The following is an 18,622-nucleotide window of genomic DNA, read 5'->3' as shown; positions in this document are numbered from 1 at the left end:
CATTATGGCAACAACGTACAAAACACCAGGTGTGTATATAGAGGAGATCTCCAAGTTTCCGCCATCTATTGCACAAGTAGAAACAGCCATTCCGGCCTTTATAGGCTATACGGAATTTGCGAAGTCCAAACCTTCGGTAGAGACAGACGACCTGATCCTTAAACCCAAAAGGATAACCTCTCTGCTCGACTATACCACATACTTCGGCATGGCGCAAAACGAAAGAGGGATCACCGTAAAATTAAAGGATGCTTTGGTGGACGGCTCGGAAAACCGTACCATCAATGTACCGGAACCCGCGGTAAAATCCCCGTATCTCATGTATTATTCGTTACAGATGTACTTTGCCAACGGCGGAGGGCCCTGTTATATCGTTTCCACAGGCGCTTATGAAGATTGGACGGATTCCGAAACCCCTCCCGGTATTGACTTTGCCGATTTAAACGGAGGACTGGGTGTGGTACGCAAGGAAGACGAGCCCACACTTATCGTTTTTCCCGATGCGACAAACCTCGGCGTTGACTCCGACTTCTATTCGCTGTACAACAACGCGTTGATGCAGTGCAAGGACCTCCAGGACAGGTTTACCATTATCGATACCTTTTCCGACAGGGAGTACAACAACGGGTCCGAAGATCTGGAACCCCTTGCCGCCCTCAGAAACGGTATCAACCTGAACAAGGATTACCTGAAATACGGAGCTACTTATTTTCCGTTTATCCAGACCATCCTTAACTACCAGTACAGTGGAGATGATATTGTGATAGAACACCTCTCTTACAATCCCAATGCCATTGCAACCGTACAGGAAAACCTGGATGCCATCAGTGCTCCGACAGCGCTTCCGGTACAGATCGAGGCTCTAAGAGACCTTAGCGGGGCAAATGTTACGGGAAAAATACGGGAAGTCCTGTTTTTTATGCACGACGATACCGACGGATTTGATATCGACGGTACCTTTGCTACCAATTCCGTAAAGGTCAATGATTTTTCTGCATTGGTAATCTCTATGCTCACCAATTTAAATAATGTCATAGACACCAAAGAACAGGTGAATAAGGAAGCCCATGCGGCAATCGCATCCTCAGAAGAAAACAGTGCCATACAAACAGCGATCTCGGATGCGCTGGACGTTTTTAATACCGATTTTGAAGGTACGGACAAAATAATAGCCGTCACCAAAAACCTCGAAGACCTGCAGGTCAAACTCAACCAGGCAGATACCAGTACCAAGGTGGAAAACATACTTCACATCAACACTCTGAATTTCCTGGAGGAACTGCAAAAATTACTGGCTTATGATCTCAGTACCGAAACATCAGCATCTGTGATAACGGATCTTTTTTCTGATATCGAGACTAATCTGGGGAATATAATCGCCGAGGTAAATACAGCCGAACCGATAGACGTGAACAACGGAAAACTGAACGGCCGTTTGCTGAGCGATATAGAACCCCTCGATAATGCCACCTACAACACCATTCTGTCCGAAATAAACAATCACAGGGTGGCATTGCCTCCCGGCGCGACTATGGCCGGTATTTATGCCCGCGTGGACAATGACCGTGGCGTATGGAAAGCCCCTGCCAACACAGGACTGAATTATGTGATCCGTCCTACGGTGACCATTTCGCACGAAGAACAGGCCGGCATGAACGTACATACCACCGGAAAGTCTGTCAACGCCATCCGGGCATTTATCGGAAAAGGGACCCTCGTATGGGGCGCACGTACCCTGGCGGGCAATGACAACGAATGGCGCTATGTTCCCGTTAGACGCTTCTTTAATATGGTGGAGGAATCTACCAAGAAGGCCACAGAACAATTTGTCTTTGAACCCAACGATGCCAATACCTGGGTAAAAGTAAGGGCCATGATAGAGAACTTCCTTACCCTGCAATGGCGTGCCGGGGCGCTGGCCGGGGCCAAACCGGAACAGGCATTTTACGTACGCGTAGGCCTGGGGCAAACCATGACCGCCCTGGATATCCTGGAAGGCCGTATGAATATTGAAATAGGCATGGCCGTAGTGCGCCCTGCGGAATTCATTATCCTGAAATTCTCTCACAAAATGCAGGAATCTTAGTCTCTTAGTCCACTGAAACAAAACTTTAAAACAACAATATTATGAGCTATCCATTACCGAAGTTCCATTTCTCAGTAGACTGGGGAGGAACGCAAATAGGATTTACCGAAGTCTCCGGACTCGACGTGGAGACGGAAGTCATCGAATACCGTCACGGCGCCAGCCCTGAATACAGCAAGATAAAAATGCCGGGGATGCAGAAATTCTCCAATATCACCCTCAAAAGAGGCACATTCAAAAGTGATAACGAATATTACGAATGGTGGAACACCGTAAAACTGAACACCATAGAACGCCGGGATATTACCATAAAGCTGCTGAATGAAGAGCACGAACCCGTGGTGACCTGGAAAATAAAAAATGCCTGGCCCACCAAAGTGCAGTCTACGGACCTCAAGGGAGACGGCAACGAAACCGCCATAGAATCCATGGAAGTGGTCCACGAAGGTTTAACCATCCAAAACGAATAGATCATGGCAACGTACTATCCGCCGGTAGGCTTTCATTTCCTGGTGGAGTTTACGGGTATCGATTCTAAGGAAGAAGACCACAGGTTCCAGTCCGTCTCCGGCCTCTCGGTAGATATCGAGACCGAAGAGATTGCCGAAGGCGGAGAAAACCGGTTCAAACACAAATTCCCGGTAAAGACCAAGTACCCCAACCTGGTCTTAAAACGGGGAATGCTGGTCAGTTCCAAAGTGATCGACTGGTGCAGGGATGCCATAGAGAACTTCGAGTTCAAACCCGTGGACCTCACCGTAAAACTCCTCAACGAAGAACAACAACCGCTGCTTACGTGGAACATAGTACACGCTTATCCCGTAAAATGGACGGTAGAGGACTTCAATGCGGAAGAGAGCAAACTGGTGGTAGAGTCCGTAGAACTGTGTTATAATTACTTTAAAACCATCAGCAATGGCGATTGAGATCAAAGAACTCCACATTAAGATCCATGTGGATGAGAGTAAGAAGAACTCCTCTCCTGCCGGTACGTCCAAAGAGAATAAAAAGGATATGACGGCGGAATGTGTGGAGTATGTCATGGAAACCCTGCAAAGGCAAAAAGAACGGTAAAACAAGGCAAAATGAGCACAGGTGAACTCGAAAAACTGAAAGTAGTAGCGTATAGCGACCCGGAATTCAACAATAAAGTTGGCGATGGTGAATTTACCACCCTGCTGAACCCGGAGAAATATACCTATCACTACAAGACGGAACAGAATGAAGACCAGGCTTCGGGCACTAGTGCGGCCGCACCGAAATTCAATAAGAAACTACCGGAAGAACTGGAACTGGAATTCGTGTTTGACCGTACCGGTGTCATCGCAGGCCATGAAAATACCGATGATGGTATTATCGATGACCTGGAAGCCTTTAAAAAAGTGATCCTCGATTATGACGGCGAAGAGCACAAGCCCAATTACCTGATGATCGCCTGGGGCAGCCTGCTCTTTAAAGGGGCCATGACCGAAATGGACATCGAGTTCAAACTCTTTAAACCCGACGGTACGCCGATCAGGGCCGTGGCCAGAGGAAAGTTCAAGGGATTTGTAGAAGACAACCTAAGGACTGCTAAAGAAAACAACCAGTCGCCGGACCTGACCCATTACCGTGTGATCAGGGATGGGGATACCCTGCCGCTCATGACCTACCGGATCTACGGTGACTCCAGGTACTACCTGGAAGTGGCCAGGATAAACGGACTGGGCAATTTCCGGAAACTGAAAACCGGGCAGGAATTGTTTTTTCCACCCTTGCAAAAATCGAACCTATGAACAACAGTGATGTCATACAAACAGGCCGCAGTGCCGATCTCGTAACCCACAAGGTACTCATTGAGGGCGAAGAACTCTCAGGGGAATACCAGGTGAAGAGTATTGCTGTTGCAAAGGAAGTCAACCGTGTCCCCACCGCCCAGCTGGTTTTGATCGACGGTGAGGCTTCCGAAAGAGATTTTAAGCTCAGTAATGAAGAATTGCTGGTTCCCGGGAAAAAAATAGAGATCACGGCCGGGTATCATTCGGACGAAGCCACAATATTCAAAGGGATGATCATTAAGCACAATATCAAAATACGAAGCAATACCTCCCTTTTGGTCATTGAATGCCGGGACGAAGCCGTTAAATTGACCGTGGGCCGGAAGAGCAAATATTTCTACGATGCGAAAGACAGTGATATTTTCGAAGAAATCATAAGCTCCTATGCCCTCGAAAACGAGGTGGAAGCGACCAAGTACACACATAGGGAACTGGTACAATACAACGCTTCGGATTGGGATTTTGTCGTTTCCCGAGCGCAGGCCAATGGAAAATTGTGCTTTGCCGATGACGGAAAACTCGTTGTGAAAAAACCCGACCTGGATACGGAAGAAGTGGAAACCGTGACCTTCGGGACCACCATGCTCGATTTTGATGCCGAGATCGACGCCCGGAACCAGTTCAATAAAATATCCTCCTATGGCTGGAACCCGGCCGACCAGGAATTACTGGAGATCGAGGCCGACAATCCGGACGTAAGCCTTAACGGGAACCTCTCCCCGGACGACCTGTCGCAGGTTATCGCGTTGGAGAATATGGAATTGCGCCACGGCGGTGGTGTCTCAGATGTTGAGCTACAGGACTGGGCCGATGCCAGGTCGCTTTTTCAGCGACTTGCCCGGGTCCGCGGCAGGGTAAAATTCCAGGGCATTCCCTCGGTAAAACCAGGAACGATCCTGAAACTGGAGGGTGTGGGCGACCGGTTTAACGGTAAAGCCTATATTACTGGAATTCAACACCATATCAGCGAAGGGAACTGGACCGTGGATGCCCAGTTCGGACTCAATCCGCAGTGGTTTTCGGAAACTTATGACATCCACTCCCCTTCCGCTTCCGGATTGCTGCCCGCCATAAAGGGCTTACAGGTGGGGGTTGTTTCCCAGCTACAGGACGATCCGGACGGTGAAGACCGGGTATTGGTAAAATTTCCCATTGTAAACAACAAGGAACAAGGCATCTGGTGCCGGGTGTCCTCTCTCGATGCCGGTGAAGACCGGGGCGCCTTTTTTCGACCCGAGATCGGGGACGAAGTCATCACGGGTTTTATCAACGAAGATCCCAATGACGCTATTGTTCTCGGTATGTTGCACAGCAGCGCCAAACCCGCTCCCATCACCGCGAGTGACGATAATCACGAAAAGGGTTTTATCACCCGAAGTAAAATGAAAGTGTTGTTTGACGACGATAAAAAATCCATCCGAATCGAAACCCCGGGAGGCAAATCCATTACCCTCGACGAAGATGCCGGCGTTATCAGAATGGAAGATGAGAACAGTAATATCATCACCATGGACAGTAGCGGGATAAGTATGGAAAGCCCCGGTGATATCCAACTGAAAGCCACTGGAGATGTCAATATAGAAGGAACCAATATCAACATGAAAGCCAATGCACAATACAAGGCCGAAGGCAGCGCCGGCGCAGAAATGTCGTCCAGCGCCCTGGCTGTACTGAAAGGCGGGATCGTACAGATCAATTGATATAGATCCCCGTAAAGACGCACGGCCGTGCGTCTCAGACATGATAGAACCAATAACCATAAAAACTTAAAAAAATGGGACAACCAGCAGCCAGAATAACCGATATGCACATCTGCCCGATGGTAAACCCCGGGGGCGTACCCCATGTAGGCGGCCCCATCCTCCCGCCCGGAGAACCTACCGTTCTTATCGGCGGATTACCGGCGGCAAAAGTCGGGGACATGGCCACATGCACCGGCCCTCCGGACAGTATTGTTATGGGTTCCGCTACCGTATTTATCGGCGGTATGCCCGCGGCGAGACTGGGTGACACCACCGCACACGGAGGCACCATAATCCTGGGAGAACCCACCGTATTAATCGGATAAGGCAAATACCCCGGATACATCCCGATTATTATCGGGACGAGGTATAGATCTTACTTAGCGAGTCAAAAAAGATGTCTTCTCCCCTTGAAGGGAGAAACAGAGGGGTGACAATCCATGAACGTATTCCCCTCTACAACCAATAAAATTATAAAAAAATGAACCAGAAAGATTCATTTCTCGGTACCGGGTGGAGTTTTCCTCCGCAGTTCAACAAGGCAGGTAAGTCCGTCGCCATGACCTTCAATGAGGAAGACATCCGCAAAAGCCTGGAAATACTGCTTTCTACCAGGCTCGGAGAACGTATAATGCAACCCAGATACGGTTGTAACCTGGATGACCTGTTGTTCAACCCTTTGAACAGGACCCTGAAAACCTATGTCACGGAGCTTATAAACAACGCCATCCTTTATTATGAACCCCGGATCGATGTGGAGAAAACAGACATCACCCAGGGCGACGAATTAAAAGGTGAATTGCTCATACTGCTTAATTATAGGGTCCGAGCAACAAACTCAAGGAAAAATCTTGTTTTTCCTTTCTATAAAGGAGAAGGAACAGACAGATAAAATATATAGCAAACCAACAATAACCACCTCAAAACTTGAAAAATGGCAGACTGTAATGACATACTGCAAATCCTTAAGAGGGACGGCACCGGACAAGGGCAGCGGTATACCGACGCCCTTGACCCGGACTACTACCGGTTACAAGACCTGGACATAGCCGACTGGATGTTGTTTGCCTATAAATTTGCCGAACACATCAACTACTTCGGTCCTGATAATAAGGTTTCGGGCAACTGGCAGAATTTCTTCGCCCATTTCGGCATGGACAAGGAAGAGGTAAGTGTGGATATGCCGACAAAGTTCAACAAGGTAAAGGAAGACATCCACAATGGCCTCAAAACCCTGGAAAACGAACACTCCCTCACCCCTCACCTCACTCTTTTCCTCTGTTTTTTAAAATTATTGGAACTCAGTAAGCAACGATTTAACCAACTGACCAAAAGACACCTGGACTTCTACTATCGTGAAGTACTGAAGATAGACAAGCTCCCTCCCACTCCCGATAAGGTCTATATTTTGTTTGAACTTGCGAAAAACCTATCCGAAGAAAAGATCCCCGAAGCTGCCGGACTTGACGGAGGAAAAGACAATTCGGGCAAAAAACGCGTCTACACCACCACAGACGAACTGGTGGCCAACAAAGCCGTAATTACCAGTCTCAAAAATGTTTACAGGGACAACACAGTTATCAAACACAGCCCGATAGCCAATTCACACGACGGGCAGGGTGCCGGTTTTCCCGAAGACCGTGTACAATGGTATCCCTTCGGACACAGCTATACCGGGGATGAAGCCATCGGGAAAGGACTGCACGAATTACAGGATGCCCCGCTGGGCTTTGCCGTTGCATCCCCCATCCTGGAACTGGCGGAAGGAGAAAGGACCGTCACTATCGATATAACCTTTAACGAATCCGTACCCCATGTTACAGGAGACGAATTAAACGACGGATTACAATTCTATTTCAGTGGGGAAAAAGCATGGATAGGTCCCGCTTCCCCCGATGAAAACATATCCGGAACCGATGGGAACACCTTGACATGTACTATAATATTAGATAAAGATATCGATGCCGTTATTGCGTATGACCAAAAAGCGTTAAAAGAAAACTTCCGCACTTCCCTGCCCCTCGTAAAGGCTGTGTGCAGGACCGGAACAGAAAACGGCTACGGACTGTACAAAAAACTGGCAGGAAAAACCATTAAGAACATTAGCATCGGTATCGGCGTAAAAGGTATTAAAAACCTTTCCATAGAAAATGACCACGGAGCGATGAACCCGGAAAAACCCTTTTACCCGTTCACCACACGTCCGGTAAAAGGGTCGGCATTTACTATACACTACCCCGAGATATTTAAAAAATGCTGGGAAGAAATAGATATAAATATCACCTGGAAAAACACCCCCGACAGTTTTAGGACCCTCTACTACGCCTACAGGGAAGATGACAAGTATAAATCCAGCCAACACAAATACAAAAGCGGGATATTTGATAATTACCAGGCAGCTACCCGAAAAAAAGAGAGGGTTAATAACATATTCACCACCCCGTCGTTCAATGAGGATAACCTGATCGTAGAGGGCAACGACCACTTTAAGGCCATTGTTCTGATATCCAACAAGGAAGAATGGGAAAGCGCGGATACTCCCGATGGAATGGTCACTTTGTTTACAGATAAAAGCGGGGTGTTTGAAACCGATCTCACCGTCAATAATCCATCACCTCCCTATGCACCCGGCAAGAACGGCCCCCTTCGATTATCGCTGCAACAACCTTTCCTGCATGAAATGTTTCCGAGGATATATGCCATTGCCCTGGCCAGCGACGATGATAACGTACTTATTCCCAACGAACCTTATACCCCGTTCGCTGACAGTATTTCCGTGGACTACACGGCAAGTGCGGAAAACGGGGATATAGACGTATTTCACATTCATCCTTTCGGACAGTGTGAAACCCCGGAAAAGAAAACCCTTTTACCCGTATACTGTAATCATGGCGGCGAATTTTATATAGGCCTTGAACACTTGGTTCCCGGACAGCAATTATCCGTATTCTTTCAATTGCTGGAAGGTAGTGAAAACCCTGAAAAGGAAAGTTTCAAGGGAAATCAGAAAGTCGAATGGTCTGTTTTGAGCCATGACCAATGGATCCCTATGGATGATAACTATATAATTCACAACGGGATCGACAATTTTCTCCGGTCCGGTATTGTAAGGTTTTCCATTCCCCGTGAAGCTACAGATAACAACACCAGGTTACCTGAGGGCTTGTACTGGCTGCGTGCCAAGCTGTACAAAGACTTCGATGTGGTCTGCAAGGCTATTGGCATACACACCCAGGCCGTAAAGGCGGTTTTTGAGAACCGGGATAATGAATTGTCCCATCTGGGCGACGGACTGCCTGCCGGGACCATATCAAAACCCGTTGAACGCCTCAGTAGTATTAAGTCCGTTACCCAGCCCTACAATTCGTTCGGAGGGATCTCCCCGGAAAACGACCGGAACTACTATCGCAGGGTAAGTGAAAGGTTACGTCACAAAAATCGGGCACAGACGCTCTGGGATTGCGAGCATATGCTCTTAGAACAATTTCCTGAAGTCTATAAATCGAAATGTCTGAATCATACCCGGTATTGCAGCAAGAAAAATCAAATGTATTACCAGTCTCCCGGTCATGTAACCCTGGTGGTCATCCCGGATATTGTCAATAAAAATGTCTTTGATATTTATGAGCCGCGCGTGAGCACTACCCTTTTAAATGAAATGGAGGAATACATTAACCGATACAATTCCATGCATGTAACAACAGCAATAGTGAACCCCGAATACGAAACTGTAAAAGTGGAACTAAAAGTAAAATTTCATACCAGGTTTGACGAAAATTTTTATAAAAAACAACTGAATGAAGACATTACCAGGCTTCTCTCGCCCTGGGCTTTTGATCGAAATAGAGGTATAGAGTTCGGGACATCCCTGCATAAGAGCGTTCTCGTCAATTATATCGAAAAACTGAATTATGTGGATTACCTGCAGGATGTTTTCATGTTCAAGAACGGGGATATCCAGAAAAATTCGGTTGCTCCTTCCAGTCCTGCCGCCATCCTGGTCTCCGCCAGGGAGCACAAGGTAGATACCGGGACCATAAAAACATGTACTAACTCCAATATAGAAAACCAGGAAAAATGTCAACCCTAGACAAACACATCAGTATACCCAAAAGTACCGCCACGGGAGATGATCTTGATTTTGATTTCCTCCGGGAAAAAGGAATGGAACATATCGAACATCTGGGCAGTAAGCTGTGGACCGATTATAACATACACGACCCGGGCATTACCATGCTTGAAATGCTGTGCTATGCCATAACCGACCTGGGACAACGCATTAATATGCCCATTGCCGATATCCTTGCTGAAGAGGACCATAGCGGACTCGAAAAGCAATTTTTTAAGGCCTCCGATATTCTGTCCTCCAAACCGGTAACCGCGACGGACTACAGAAAACTTTTCATAGATATCCCCGGGGTGAAAAATTGTTGGTTAAAAGCGTACGACAAAAAAGTGTATGTAGACTGCAAACAGCAGCTCCTGTCCTATAATAAAGAAGACTTTGCCGCGACCCCCCGTGGTTTCAAAAAAGATTTCACCCTTAAGGGACTATATTCCCTTTGGGTGGACTTCGAAGACTTCGGCACTCTCAGCAAGGCAGAACAAATGGCAAAACAAAAAAAGATAAAGGAAGCCATTCTCAAAAAATACCATCAAAACCGGAACCTCTGTGAAGACCTGGTTGAAGTGAAAAAAGTACAGTCACATCCTATTTCGGTCTGTGCTGTTATAGATATATCGCCGGAAGCGGATGAAGAATTTATTCATGCCAGGGTGCTGCGGGCCATTGAAAAGTACTTCTCCCCTGCCGTTACCTTTCATTCCCTGGAGGAAATGTTGAACAAAGACTATACATCCCATGAAATATTCGAAGGTCCCCTGCTGGAAAACGGCTTCATAGACACCGAAGAACTCCGGGAAACGGAACTTCGCACGGAAGTACGCCTCTCGGACATCATAAATATTATTATGGCTATTGAGGAGGTACGTGAAATCAAGGAAATTTCCCTGAACGACTGCGATACTCCCGGTGAAGATGACAACTGGATCATCTGTGTGGATAAGGACAAAAAGCCACGGATATGCTCCAAAAGCACTTTTAGCTATACCAAGGGGATTCTTCCGGTAAATATCGATAAAAAAGCGGTGGAAACCCATAAAAAACAGTTAGAGGCAGAAGAAATGACAGACAGGGAAAAGGCCAGGTTTAACAAGGAACTGGAGTTTCCCGGCGGAAAATATTCCGCTCCCGGTGCCACTACCACAATTCAGAATGATTTTCCCGACACCTACGGCATCGGCATAAACGGCTTGCCGTCTACTGCTGATGCTTCCAGGAGGGCATTGGCCAGGCAACTAAAGGGCTATCTCCTGTTCTTTGACCAGATACTCGCCAGCTATTTCAAACACCTGGAAAATGTAAAGGAACTGCTATCCAAGGAAGGTGAACTGCCCGTAACCTATTTTGCACAGACGGTTAAGGACATCCGGGATCTTAAGGCTTTGGTAAACGATGACTATGAGGATGACGACAAACTTACGGATATGCTCTTCGCTTCCCTTGACAATTCGACAGAAAGAAAGAACAGGCTTCTCGATCATTTGATAGCAAGGTTTGCCGAACGTTTCGGCAACTATGCCTTTTTGATGAAGACCCTCTATGGTGCCGCATCCGACGAAATAGTACTGGCCAACAAGCGTGCTTTTCTCAGGGAATATGCTACAGTGAGCGCAGAAAGGGGAAGCGCATTTAATTACTACCATCAACCCGGCGAGCAATTATGGAATACCGATAACGTTTCGGGTGCACAAAAAAGGATCGCAAGGCTGGCGGGGATCAAAAACTATTTTCGCAGAAACCTGTCGCGTTCCTTCGTACAGGTCTATAGCCTTGTCAACGGTGGCGGGGATACGGTCTACAGGTGGAGAATACGAAATGAGAACAATCATGTTGTCCTCTCCTCCATGAAAGATTATAAGACCATAAAACTGGCCACGGAAGAACTCTGTTTTGCAGTGATAAAAATCATAGAAACCCGAAAGGAACATGTGGAAAAGGCCTTAGAAAAGCCCATTTCCGATGTGGTCACGGGCAATATCCAGGTCCGTCAGTCGGTCAGCGGCAAATTCTCATTTCGCGTCATCAATCCGGAGATCACCGACATAAGCGACCCGGACAGGATCATTGCCAGGCAATCCAAATCTTACGATACGCAGGAAGAGGTCAGGGATGCCATTACGGACCTTATCGACTTTATGAAATTTACTTTTACCGAGGAGGGCATATTCCTGGTGGAACACCCGCTTTTACTCCCGGATGTGACCAAAAACATTGCCGATGCCGGTTTTCTACCGATTTGTACTGACGACTGCGAAGAATGCCATACCATAGACCCGTATTCCTACCGCGTGAGCATCGTACTTCCGGGCTATACCCTCCGGTTTTCAGATCCCGATTTCCGGGAATATCTCGAAAACCTGGTCCGCCAGGAACTTCCTGCACATATCCTGGCCAAAATATGCTGGGTAGGATACCGCAAAGGCGAAGTTCCCGATGAAGAAAACGACCTGTTGCGCTTTGAAAAGACATACAAGGCCTTTTTGCAGGCCAAAACATCCCTGGGAACCGCCCAGGATAAGGATATACTAGAAGCATTCACAGACGCTTTGTCACAACTCAACACCATCTACCCCGTGGGAAGGCTGTACGATTGTGATGATGAAGAAGAACACCTGGAAGGAAAGCTCATCCTCGGAAGAACCAACATAGGAACACTATAAAACATACAGCCATGGAAACTAAACTAGATACCATAACCACCCAGTACCACTCCTATAAAAAGGACCAGGTACTCACCCATACCCAGCTCAACGAATCTATCGATTACTTTGAGGACCAGATAAGGCTGTCGAGGATATCCCTCAGCGGTGTGGGGATCGTTTGCGGATTCAACCTGCGGTTCAACCCGGCAGAGAACAGTATCACCATTACACAGGGTACCGGAGTGACTACCGACGGCGACCTTGTAAAACTGCGAAAGGACATACCGGATTCCGCATTAAAAAATATAGATATCCCTGAAATAAAATACACCGCGTTCAAAACCTTTATCGATGATAAGGCATTCTACAAGCCGTTCTTTTATAAGGGTGAGGAACAAATAGAACTTTGGGAACTTATTCCGGAAGACAAGGTAACGGACGAAAGTGCGCTGTCCGAACTACCGGATACCGAAAACATGGTGGTCCTTCTCTACCTCGAAAGCTATCCCAAAGACCCCGACCTGTGTTCCGGCATTGATTGTGATAACCAGGGGACAGAACATATCTCCCGGCTGCGTGTTCTCCTCGTAACAAAAGACGATGCGGACCACATTATTGCCCAGGACGGAATATATCAGAAGTACCATCTCAAGGCTATTTATGACAACCTCAAGGATATAGCCCTGAAGCGCGTTATCCTGAACAATGCCAACACCAATACCTTAAAAACCCTGCAGGCAAGCTATCGCAACGCTATTTTTAATAACAACATCATAGAACACCTTAAAAAAGGCTTTGAAGCGATATTATCTCATTTTAACCTGAATACGGACAATGCTATTATCCAGAACCGGATCAACAACTGGTTCGGGTTCAGTATATTAAATACTCCTGTGCAATTTCAGTACCGGTATGACCTCCTCAAAGACCTGGTAGACACTTACACCGAATTAAAAGAACTGTTCATTCGCCTGACCACCGAATGCTGCCCGGACATAGGTGCCTTTCCCAAACACCTGATGCTCGGAAAAGTAACCGATACCGAAGCTCATATGTCATACCGTCACCGGTTTTACAAGTCACCCGTCCACAACGATCGCGACTATGGCAAAAAGTTCATGAGCCTGGTGGACAGGACAAAGAACATACTGAATTTATTTTCTGTTCCCCCCGGAGAAGTTGAAATAACCCCTTCTCTCATTAAAGGGATGCTTGGCCATAAAGCGATTCCGTTTTATTATAAGGTAGATGAAGAGCTGCTGAAAAGCTGGAACTATTATAAAACATCCATCTACAAGCAAAAGAACAACCTGAGCTACCATACCGCCGGCCTGGAGAATATTCCCCAGGTACAACAACCGCTGCAATACGGACCGGACACCTATGATTTTTACAGGATAGAGGGCCACCAGGGCAAAAATTACGCGGATACGCTGGAACAGATCGAAGCGATAAGAACAACAAACAGTCTTGCTTTTGATGTAAAGGCGATATCCATAGGGTTAAATGAACAGGAAATTGAGATGGACGACTACGAATGTGAGTTCGAAGACCTCCAGGTACTCTTGAAAGCCTGGATCGCAGAACAGGAGTGCATTCTTGCTGAAGTGGCTGCCTTCTTTTCCGGGTTCAGTATAGCGGAACCGGGGACCAATGTAAAAACACCAGTACGGGAACTGGCCGCTTCCTCAGATTTTACGCTCTCCATGCGAGCCGACGCCACAAAGGTCCCGGAAACCAAAGAATATGTTGTCATAACAGAAAGAAAAGTTGTGGAAGACAATCTTACCCTGGATGAAAATGCCCTGGGAAATATTGTAAAAACAGCTTTTGATAAAAACAAGACAGGTTCCGTAAACGACATTATAGCAGATGCCGGGCTCATCGCTAACGACACCCTCGACCCTGAAGTCTGGGGAGGAAAAGCCGAGATCAAAAAACTCGTCATCGACGACTCCATAAAAATACTAGCCTACACCCATGTACTGTCCGGAAAAATGCCCGGCGGACTAAAAGGTGTTAGTAATGATATCATAGCATCTTACAACATCACACTGGAACAGCTATGTTCTTTCGTAAAACAGTTGCAGAGCACATATCAGAATGTTGAACTTTCTCAGAATCTGAGGGCATTTTACGGCCTGCTCATCAACCAGCTGGCCTCCATATGCTGTTCCGGAAAAAAACTTCAGCTTTTATTAAAAGAGATCGAAGACCGGAAAGAAAGAATACTGCTGCACCTGCAATTATCCGGTTTCGCCGAAAAACACCCCGGACTGGAGCACCACGCCGGAGTGCGGAAAGGCGGCACCTTTGTACTGGTCTATCTTGCCAAAACGGAGAGGGTCACTCCCGGCAGGGACATGGCCTTAAAAGATCCGTTTATCCGTGCGAATATAAGAGAACCGGAGGTGTCCCGGGAATTATTGGCACTGGAGACAAGAATAGGAAATGCAGGATTAAAAGGCATAACGAGTATTCCCGGAGGCACGGTCATCGCGGATTTCTCCCTGCCCTATCTCTGCTGCTCGGATTGCTCGCCTGTAAACTTTATCGTTCCCAAACCGGTAGTTTTCCTGCGTTTGGAAAAAGATACCTTTTGCCTCGGCACGGACGAAAGCCCGCTGCTTTTTGAGGTCTCTCCCGAAGACGGCATCATAAAACCCGATACGGAAATCGAAGGCCTGACCGTAGAAGGTAATCAACTGATCATCGATAACGAAAGTTTCCCGGAAGAAATGCTCGGCTCGGAAATACGTTTTACCGTAAACGACCAAGTAACCTATGTAACTCTTACCGTTTACAGGACTCCCGTATTTGATTTTAAAGTGCCCGAAAGCCCGGCAACCGAACCCGGGATCACCTTTTTACCTGAAGGAGACGGACTGGATAAAGCGATGTTCCGGTGGGATTTCGGTGACGGAAACACCTCGGAAGAAAGAAACCCGACACACACCTACAAACTCCCTGTGAACGAGGAAAACAAGGTTACCGTATCCCTTACCGTCACTCCCGGTAATGGCGCCTGTCCGGATACCGTAGAACACACCATTGCCTTCGAAACGGTTTCCAACGAGGGTTGTATCGAAGAAACGGAAGCTCTTATCCGTGAAGAACTCGAACGTATATCACAACTGATGGATGTGGATGAAGATATCCGTAAAAATATCATTGATCCCACGGTTAAAATATATGAAACAGTCCTCGAAGACCTCCGTTACCTTGACGGTGACCTCAATGGTGACCTGGAAAAAATGTTCACCGAATTGGTCCGGACTACCGCACAATACCTTTTGAAATGGCAGGACAGTCCCATAGTATTCCAACAGTTGTCCACAATGTTCATTGCCCAGGTAAAACTGCTGTATCTCATATTGCACTGTCAGCCTCTGCCGGTCCTGGAAAAGTACCAGGAAATACTTACCGGGCTACTGGACTCTGTTACGGAAATACTGCAAACCCTTTTCAAAAGACAGATTTTCTTTGATAAAGACAACGAATTGAAAAATTTCCTGGAAGAATATCTCTTTGAAATACAGGCAGATTTCATCAAAGATTATATCAATAAACAACTGGAAGCCATTCTCTGATGCACAACGGACAGAAACATATCATTCAACGGGTTTTCCTTGAGGTAGAGACCGGGTCGTTGAAAACGGCACACTACCTCCGGGAACACCTGGATACTTTCCTGAAAAATGAAGTGTTCCCGATGCTGGAAACATATTTCAATACTGTGCAAATATCAAAGGAAACGGTTTTCATACAAACAGAAAAGCTGCATCTCGACCTGGATGTGGAAGAACAATATCTCCGGGGAAATTTTGACGAACTGAAAAGGATATTTCAGAAGCAGATAAAAAAGGAGATAGAAAAACTGTCAGTTACGCACCAACAGGTACAATATCAGAATAATAAAGAAGCAAAACCGGTTTCTCCGGAAAGAAAACTCTACAACACATTCTTCCATTTTGTGAAGACAGGAGAAACTCCCTGGTGGGCATCTGCGGAAGATGTGGATATGCTGTCCGACCCGGGGAATATACCTCTCCTCATCTTCCAAAAAGGATTTGCGAGGGATTTCATGGATGTACTCCGGGACAGCATTTCCGTAAAAAGGCTTATCCGGCAATTCCCGGACAAGGTTTTGATCCCGCTCATCACGCACTATGTCAAATTCACTCCATCTTTTCTCGCCGTTTATTCCCGGATCTTACAGGAAAATGAAAAAAAAACCGACGAGGAAGAAAGCCCGGTACGCAATGTACAGGAACAGGCATGGAATAGTTTTACAGGATATTTGAAAGAGAAAGCCGAACTGTGTAAAGTAGAAAAAAAAGAGCGATTTTGGAGCCTTATCACAAGCATGATACTGTCTGCAAATGCAATCGACCTCAAATCGGGCATGGCCGAGCTATCTGCATTCTTCCCCGGAATAAAAGAAACAGAAAATACTGCAGGGGCGTCACCGTACAATTGCGATGAAGACAACGAGAATTTACCTGATATATCCTTTCCTCATTCTTCCATGGACCCGGGAGAACATGTCCTCATTTCAGACCAAAAGACAAATAATCAACCGGACACCCCGGAAGAAATGGTATTTGCGGAAGCGGAGAGTGAAAAGGAAGTATTTGTCAATAATGCGGGGCTTATCCTGTTACATCCTTTTTTAAAACCCTTTTTCCTCGATTGCGGGCTTATTGGTCCGGATAATGTTTTTACGGATAAAGAACTCGCAGCGCACCTACTGCATTATACGGCCACCGGGAAGGAAATGGAAACCGAAAATGTTATGCTGCTGGAAAAATTCCTGTGCAACATTCAGCCACACGAACCCATTTCCAGGGAAATCCCTCTCCCCGACCGGCTTAAGGAAAAGAGCCTGGAATTACTGGCTTCGGTAACTGAGCAATGGAAAGCGCTCAAAAACACTTCTGCCGGGACCATCAGGAATGAATTCATACAACGTCCCGGGAAACTTGTGGTTGGGAAAGACAATCCCAGGATCATTGTGGAACGTAAAACACAGGACATCCTGTTGGAAAAACTGCCGTGGAATATCAGTATTGTAAAAATTCCGTGGATAGAGAAACTGATTTTTGTAGAATGGTAATACGAGAACCATGAGAGAATTCAAAAGAAAAAAGAGCGATGCTTCTACAGCATTGAAAAACGAAAACAACCGGGACTTCTTTGGAGTACAGGCCAAGCTGAATGTAGGTCGTCCGGGAGACAAATACGAAAAGGAGGCCGATCATGTGGCGGATAAGGTAGTGAATAAAACTGCAGATCAACCCGGAATCCAGAAAATGGGAAACGGTGAAGAAGAATTGCAGCAAAAACCACTGGCAGAAACCATATCAACCGTGCAAAAACAAGAGTTAAAAGAAGAAGAAAAACCCGTACAAAAGCAGGGAAACCAAGAGGAAGAAAAAGAAGTACAGGCCAAATGTGCCGATTGCGAAAAGGATGAATCGGTGCAGAAAAAGGCAGAGACGGGGGAAAAAGAACCTGTTCAAAAGCAGGAGGAGGAAATCCAGGCCAAATCAAAGACTATGCAATTGGGTATTCCGGATAACAATGAACTGGAGAGTAAACTTTCCGACAAAAAAGGAATGGGTAATAAGATGGGTACCGGGGAAAAGCAGGAAATGGAAGCCGGTTTCGGTGCCGATTTCAGTAATGTGAATATCCATACAGACGGCAATGCCGAGCAAATGAGTGAGCAACTTGGTGCACAAGCTTTTACTCATGGTAATGATATTTACTTTAACAAGGGAAAATACAATCCCGGTTCCGCAGAAGGTAAACATTTACTGGCCCATGAGTTAACACATACCATTCAACAGGGAACAAATAGATCCCATCCAAACGTACAGGCGAGTTTTAGCAGTACTATAAGTATAAAACACCGCTTTTTACAAAGCAGGGTGTTTGATGTCAATGGCGGTTTTGTCCGCGCAATGATAGATTCCAATTGGAGCCCTCCCGGTTGCGCGAGCATATCCCACTTAAGCGTCACACTTGTAAAACAGGTGGATAATTGGTTCGATTCTGAACAGGGTACAAAAAGATTTTCCATTGGCGGACCTGATACCAAAACATGGTCCGATCTGGAAAATGGCAGGTATTACCTTCAGTTTTGGTTTGCCGGCAATACTAATCCTCATTGCGAATTATCAGGTCCCATAACCGTAACCACATAATTG

General features: G+C 46.5%; 13 protein-coding genes. All 13 read left to right on the top strand.

What is annotated here, in order from left to right; translation table 11 throughout:
• The first annotated feature begins 4 nt into the window (after positions 1-4).
• The 13 genes from ACVBDY_RS09130 (at position 5) to ACVBDY_RS09070 (ending at position 18,619) form a co-directional block, all read left to right on the top strand.
• A complete protein-coding gene (locus ACVBDY_RS09130; protein WP_447175168.1) occupies positions 5-2,086 on the top strand; it encodes a phage tail sheath family protein in 2,082 nt (693 codons plus the stop codon).
• Positions 2,087-2,127: 41 nt separating this feature from the next.
• Positions 2,128-2,556 (top strand): phage tail protein, encoded by a 429-nt coding sequence (locus ACVBDY_RS09125; RefSeq protein WP_447175167.1) that lies wholly within the window; start codon positions 2,128-2,130, stop codon positions 2,554-2,556.
• 3 nt (positions 2,557-2,559) lie between these two features.
• Entirely contained in the window at positions 2,560-3,012 is a 453-nt protein-coding gene (locus ACVBDY_RS09120) for a phage tail protein (RefSeq protein ID WP_447175166.1), read from the top strand.
• Positions 3,002-3,160 (top strand): DUF5908 family protein, encoded by a 159-nt coding sequence (locus tag ACVBDY_RS09115; protein ID WP_447175165.1) that lies wholly within the window; start codon positions 3,002-3,004, stop codon positions 3,158-3,160. The genes ACVBDY_RS09120 and ACVBDY_RS09115 overlap by 11 nt, the downstream gene beginning before the upstream one ends.
• A gap of 11 nt (positions 3,161-3,171) precedes the next feature.
• A complete protein-coding gene (locus tag ACVBDY_RS09110; RefSeq protein ID WP_447175164.1) occupies positions 3,172-3,861 on the top strand; it encodes a CIS tube protein in 690 nt (229 codons plus the stop codon).
• Complete coding sequence (vgrG, locus tag ACVBDY_RS09105; protein WP_447175163.1) at positions 3,858-5,603, top strand: type VI secretion system tip protein VgrG; 1,746 nt, start codon at positions 3,858-3,860, stop codon at positions 5,601-5,603. Before ACVBDY_RS09110 ends, vgrG begins: the two co-directional genes overlap by 4 nt.
• 74 nt (positions 5,604-5,677) lie before the next feature.
• The gene (locus ACVBDY_RS09100; protein ID WP_447175162.1) at positions 5,678-5,971 is read left to right on the top strand and encodes a PAAR domain-containing contractile injection system baseplate protein; all 294 of its coding nucleotides are present in this window, start codon (positions 5,678-5,680) and stop codon (positions 5,969-5,971) included.
• Positions 5,972-6,126: 155 nt separating this feature from the next.
• The gene (locus ACVBDY_RS09095) at positions 6,127-6,537 is read left to right on the top strand and encodes a gp25 family contractile injection system sheath assembly initiator (protein WP_447175161.1); all 411 of its coding nucleotides are present in this window, start codon (positions 6,127-6,129) and stop codon (positions 6,535-6,537) included.
• A 42-nt stretch (positions 6,538-6,579) separates the two neighbouring features.
• Complete coding sequence (locus ACVBDY_RS09090) at positions 6,580-9,735, top strand: baseplate J/gp47 family protein (protein WP_447175160.1); 3,156 nt, start codon at positions 6,580-6,582, stop codon at positions 9,733-9,735.
• Entirely contained in the window at positions 9,723-12,428 is a 2,706-nt protein-coding gene (locus ACVBDY_RS09085) for a contractile injection system baseplate wedge protein (protein WP_447175159.1), read from the top strand. Before ACVBDY_RS09090 ends, ACVBDY_RS09085 begins: the two co-directional genes overlap by 13 nt.
• Before the next feature lie 11 nt (positions 12,429-12,439).
• Positions 12,440-16,000, top strand: coding sequence for a PKD domain-containing protein (locus ACVBDY_RS09080; protein ID WP_447175158.1), 3,561 nt, complete (start codon positions 12,440-12,442; stop codon positions 15,998-16,000).
• A complete protein-coding gene (locus ACVBDY_RS09075; RefSeq protein WP_447175157.1) occupies positions 16,000-17,526 on the top strand; it encodes a contractile injection system tape measure protein in 1,527 nt (508 codons plus the stop codon). The genes ACVBDY_RS09080 and ACVBDY_RS09075 overlap by 1 nt, the downstream gene beginning before the upstream one ends.
• 10 nt (positions 17,527-17,536) lie before the next feature.
• Complete coding sequence (locus ACVBDY_RS09070; RefSeq protein WP_447175156.1) at positions 17,537-18,619, top strand: eCIS core domain-containing protein; 1,083 nt, start codon at positions 17,537-17,539, stop codon at positions 18,617-18,619.
• Positions 18,620-18,622 lie beyond the last annotated feature (3 nt).

The organism is Sinomicrobium halophytocola (assembly GCF_052983395.1).
Note: the sequence above shows the minus strand (reverse complement) of the source record. Positions and strands in the feature narration are given on the sequence as shown.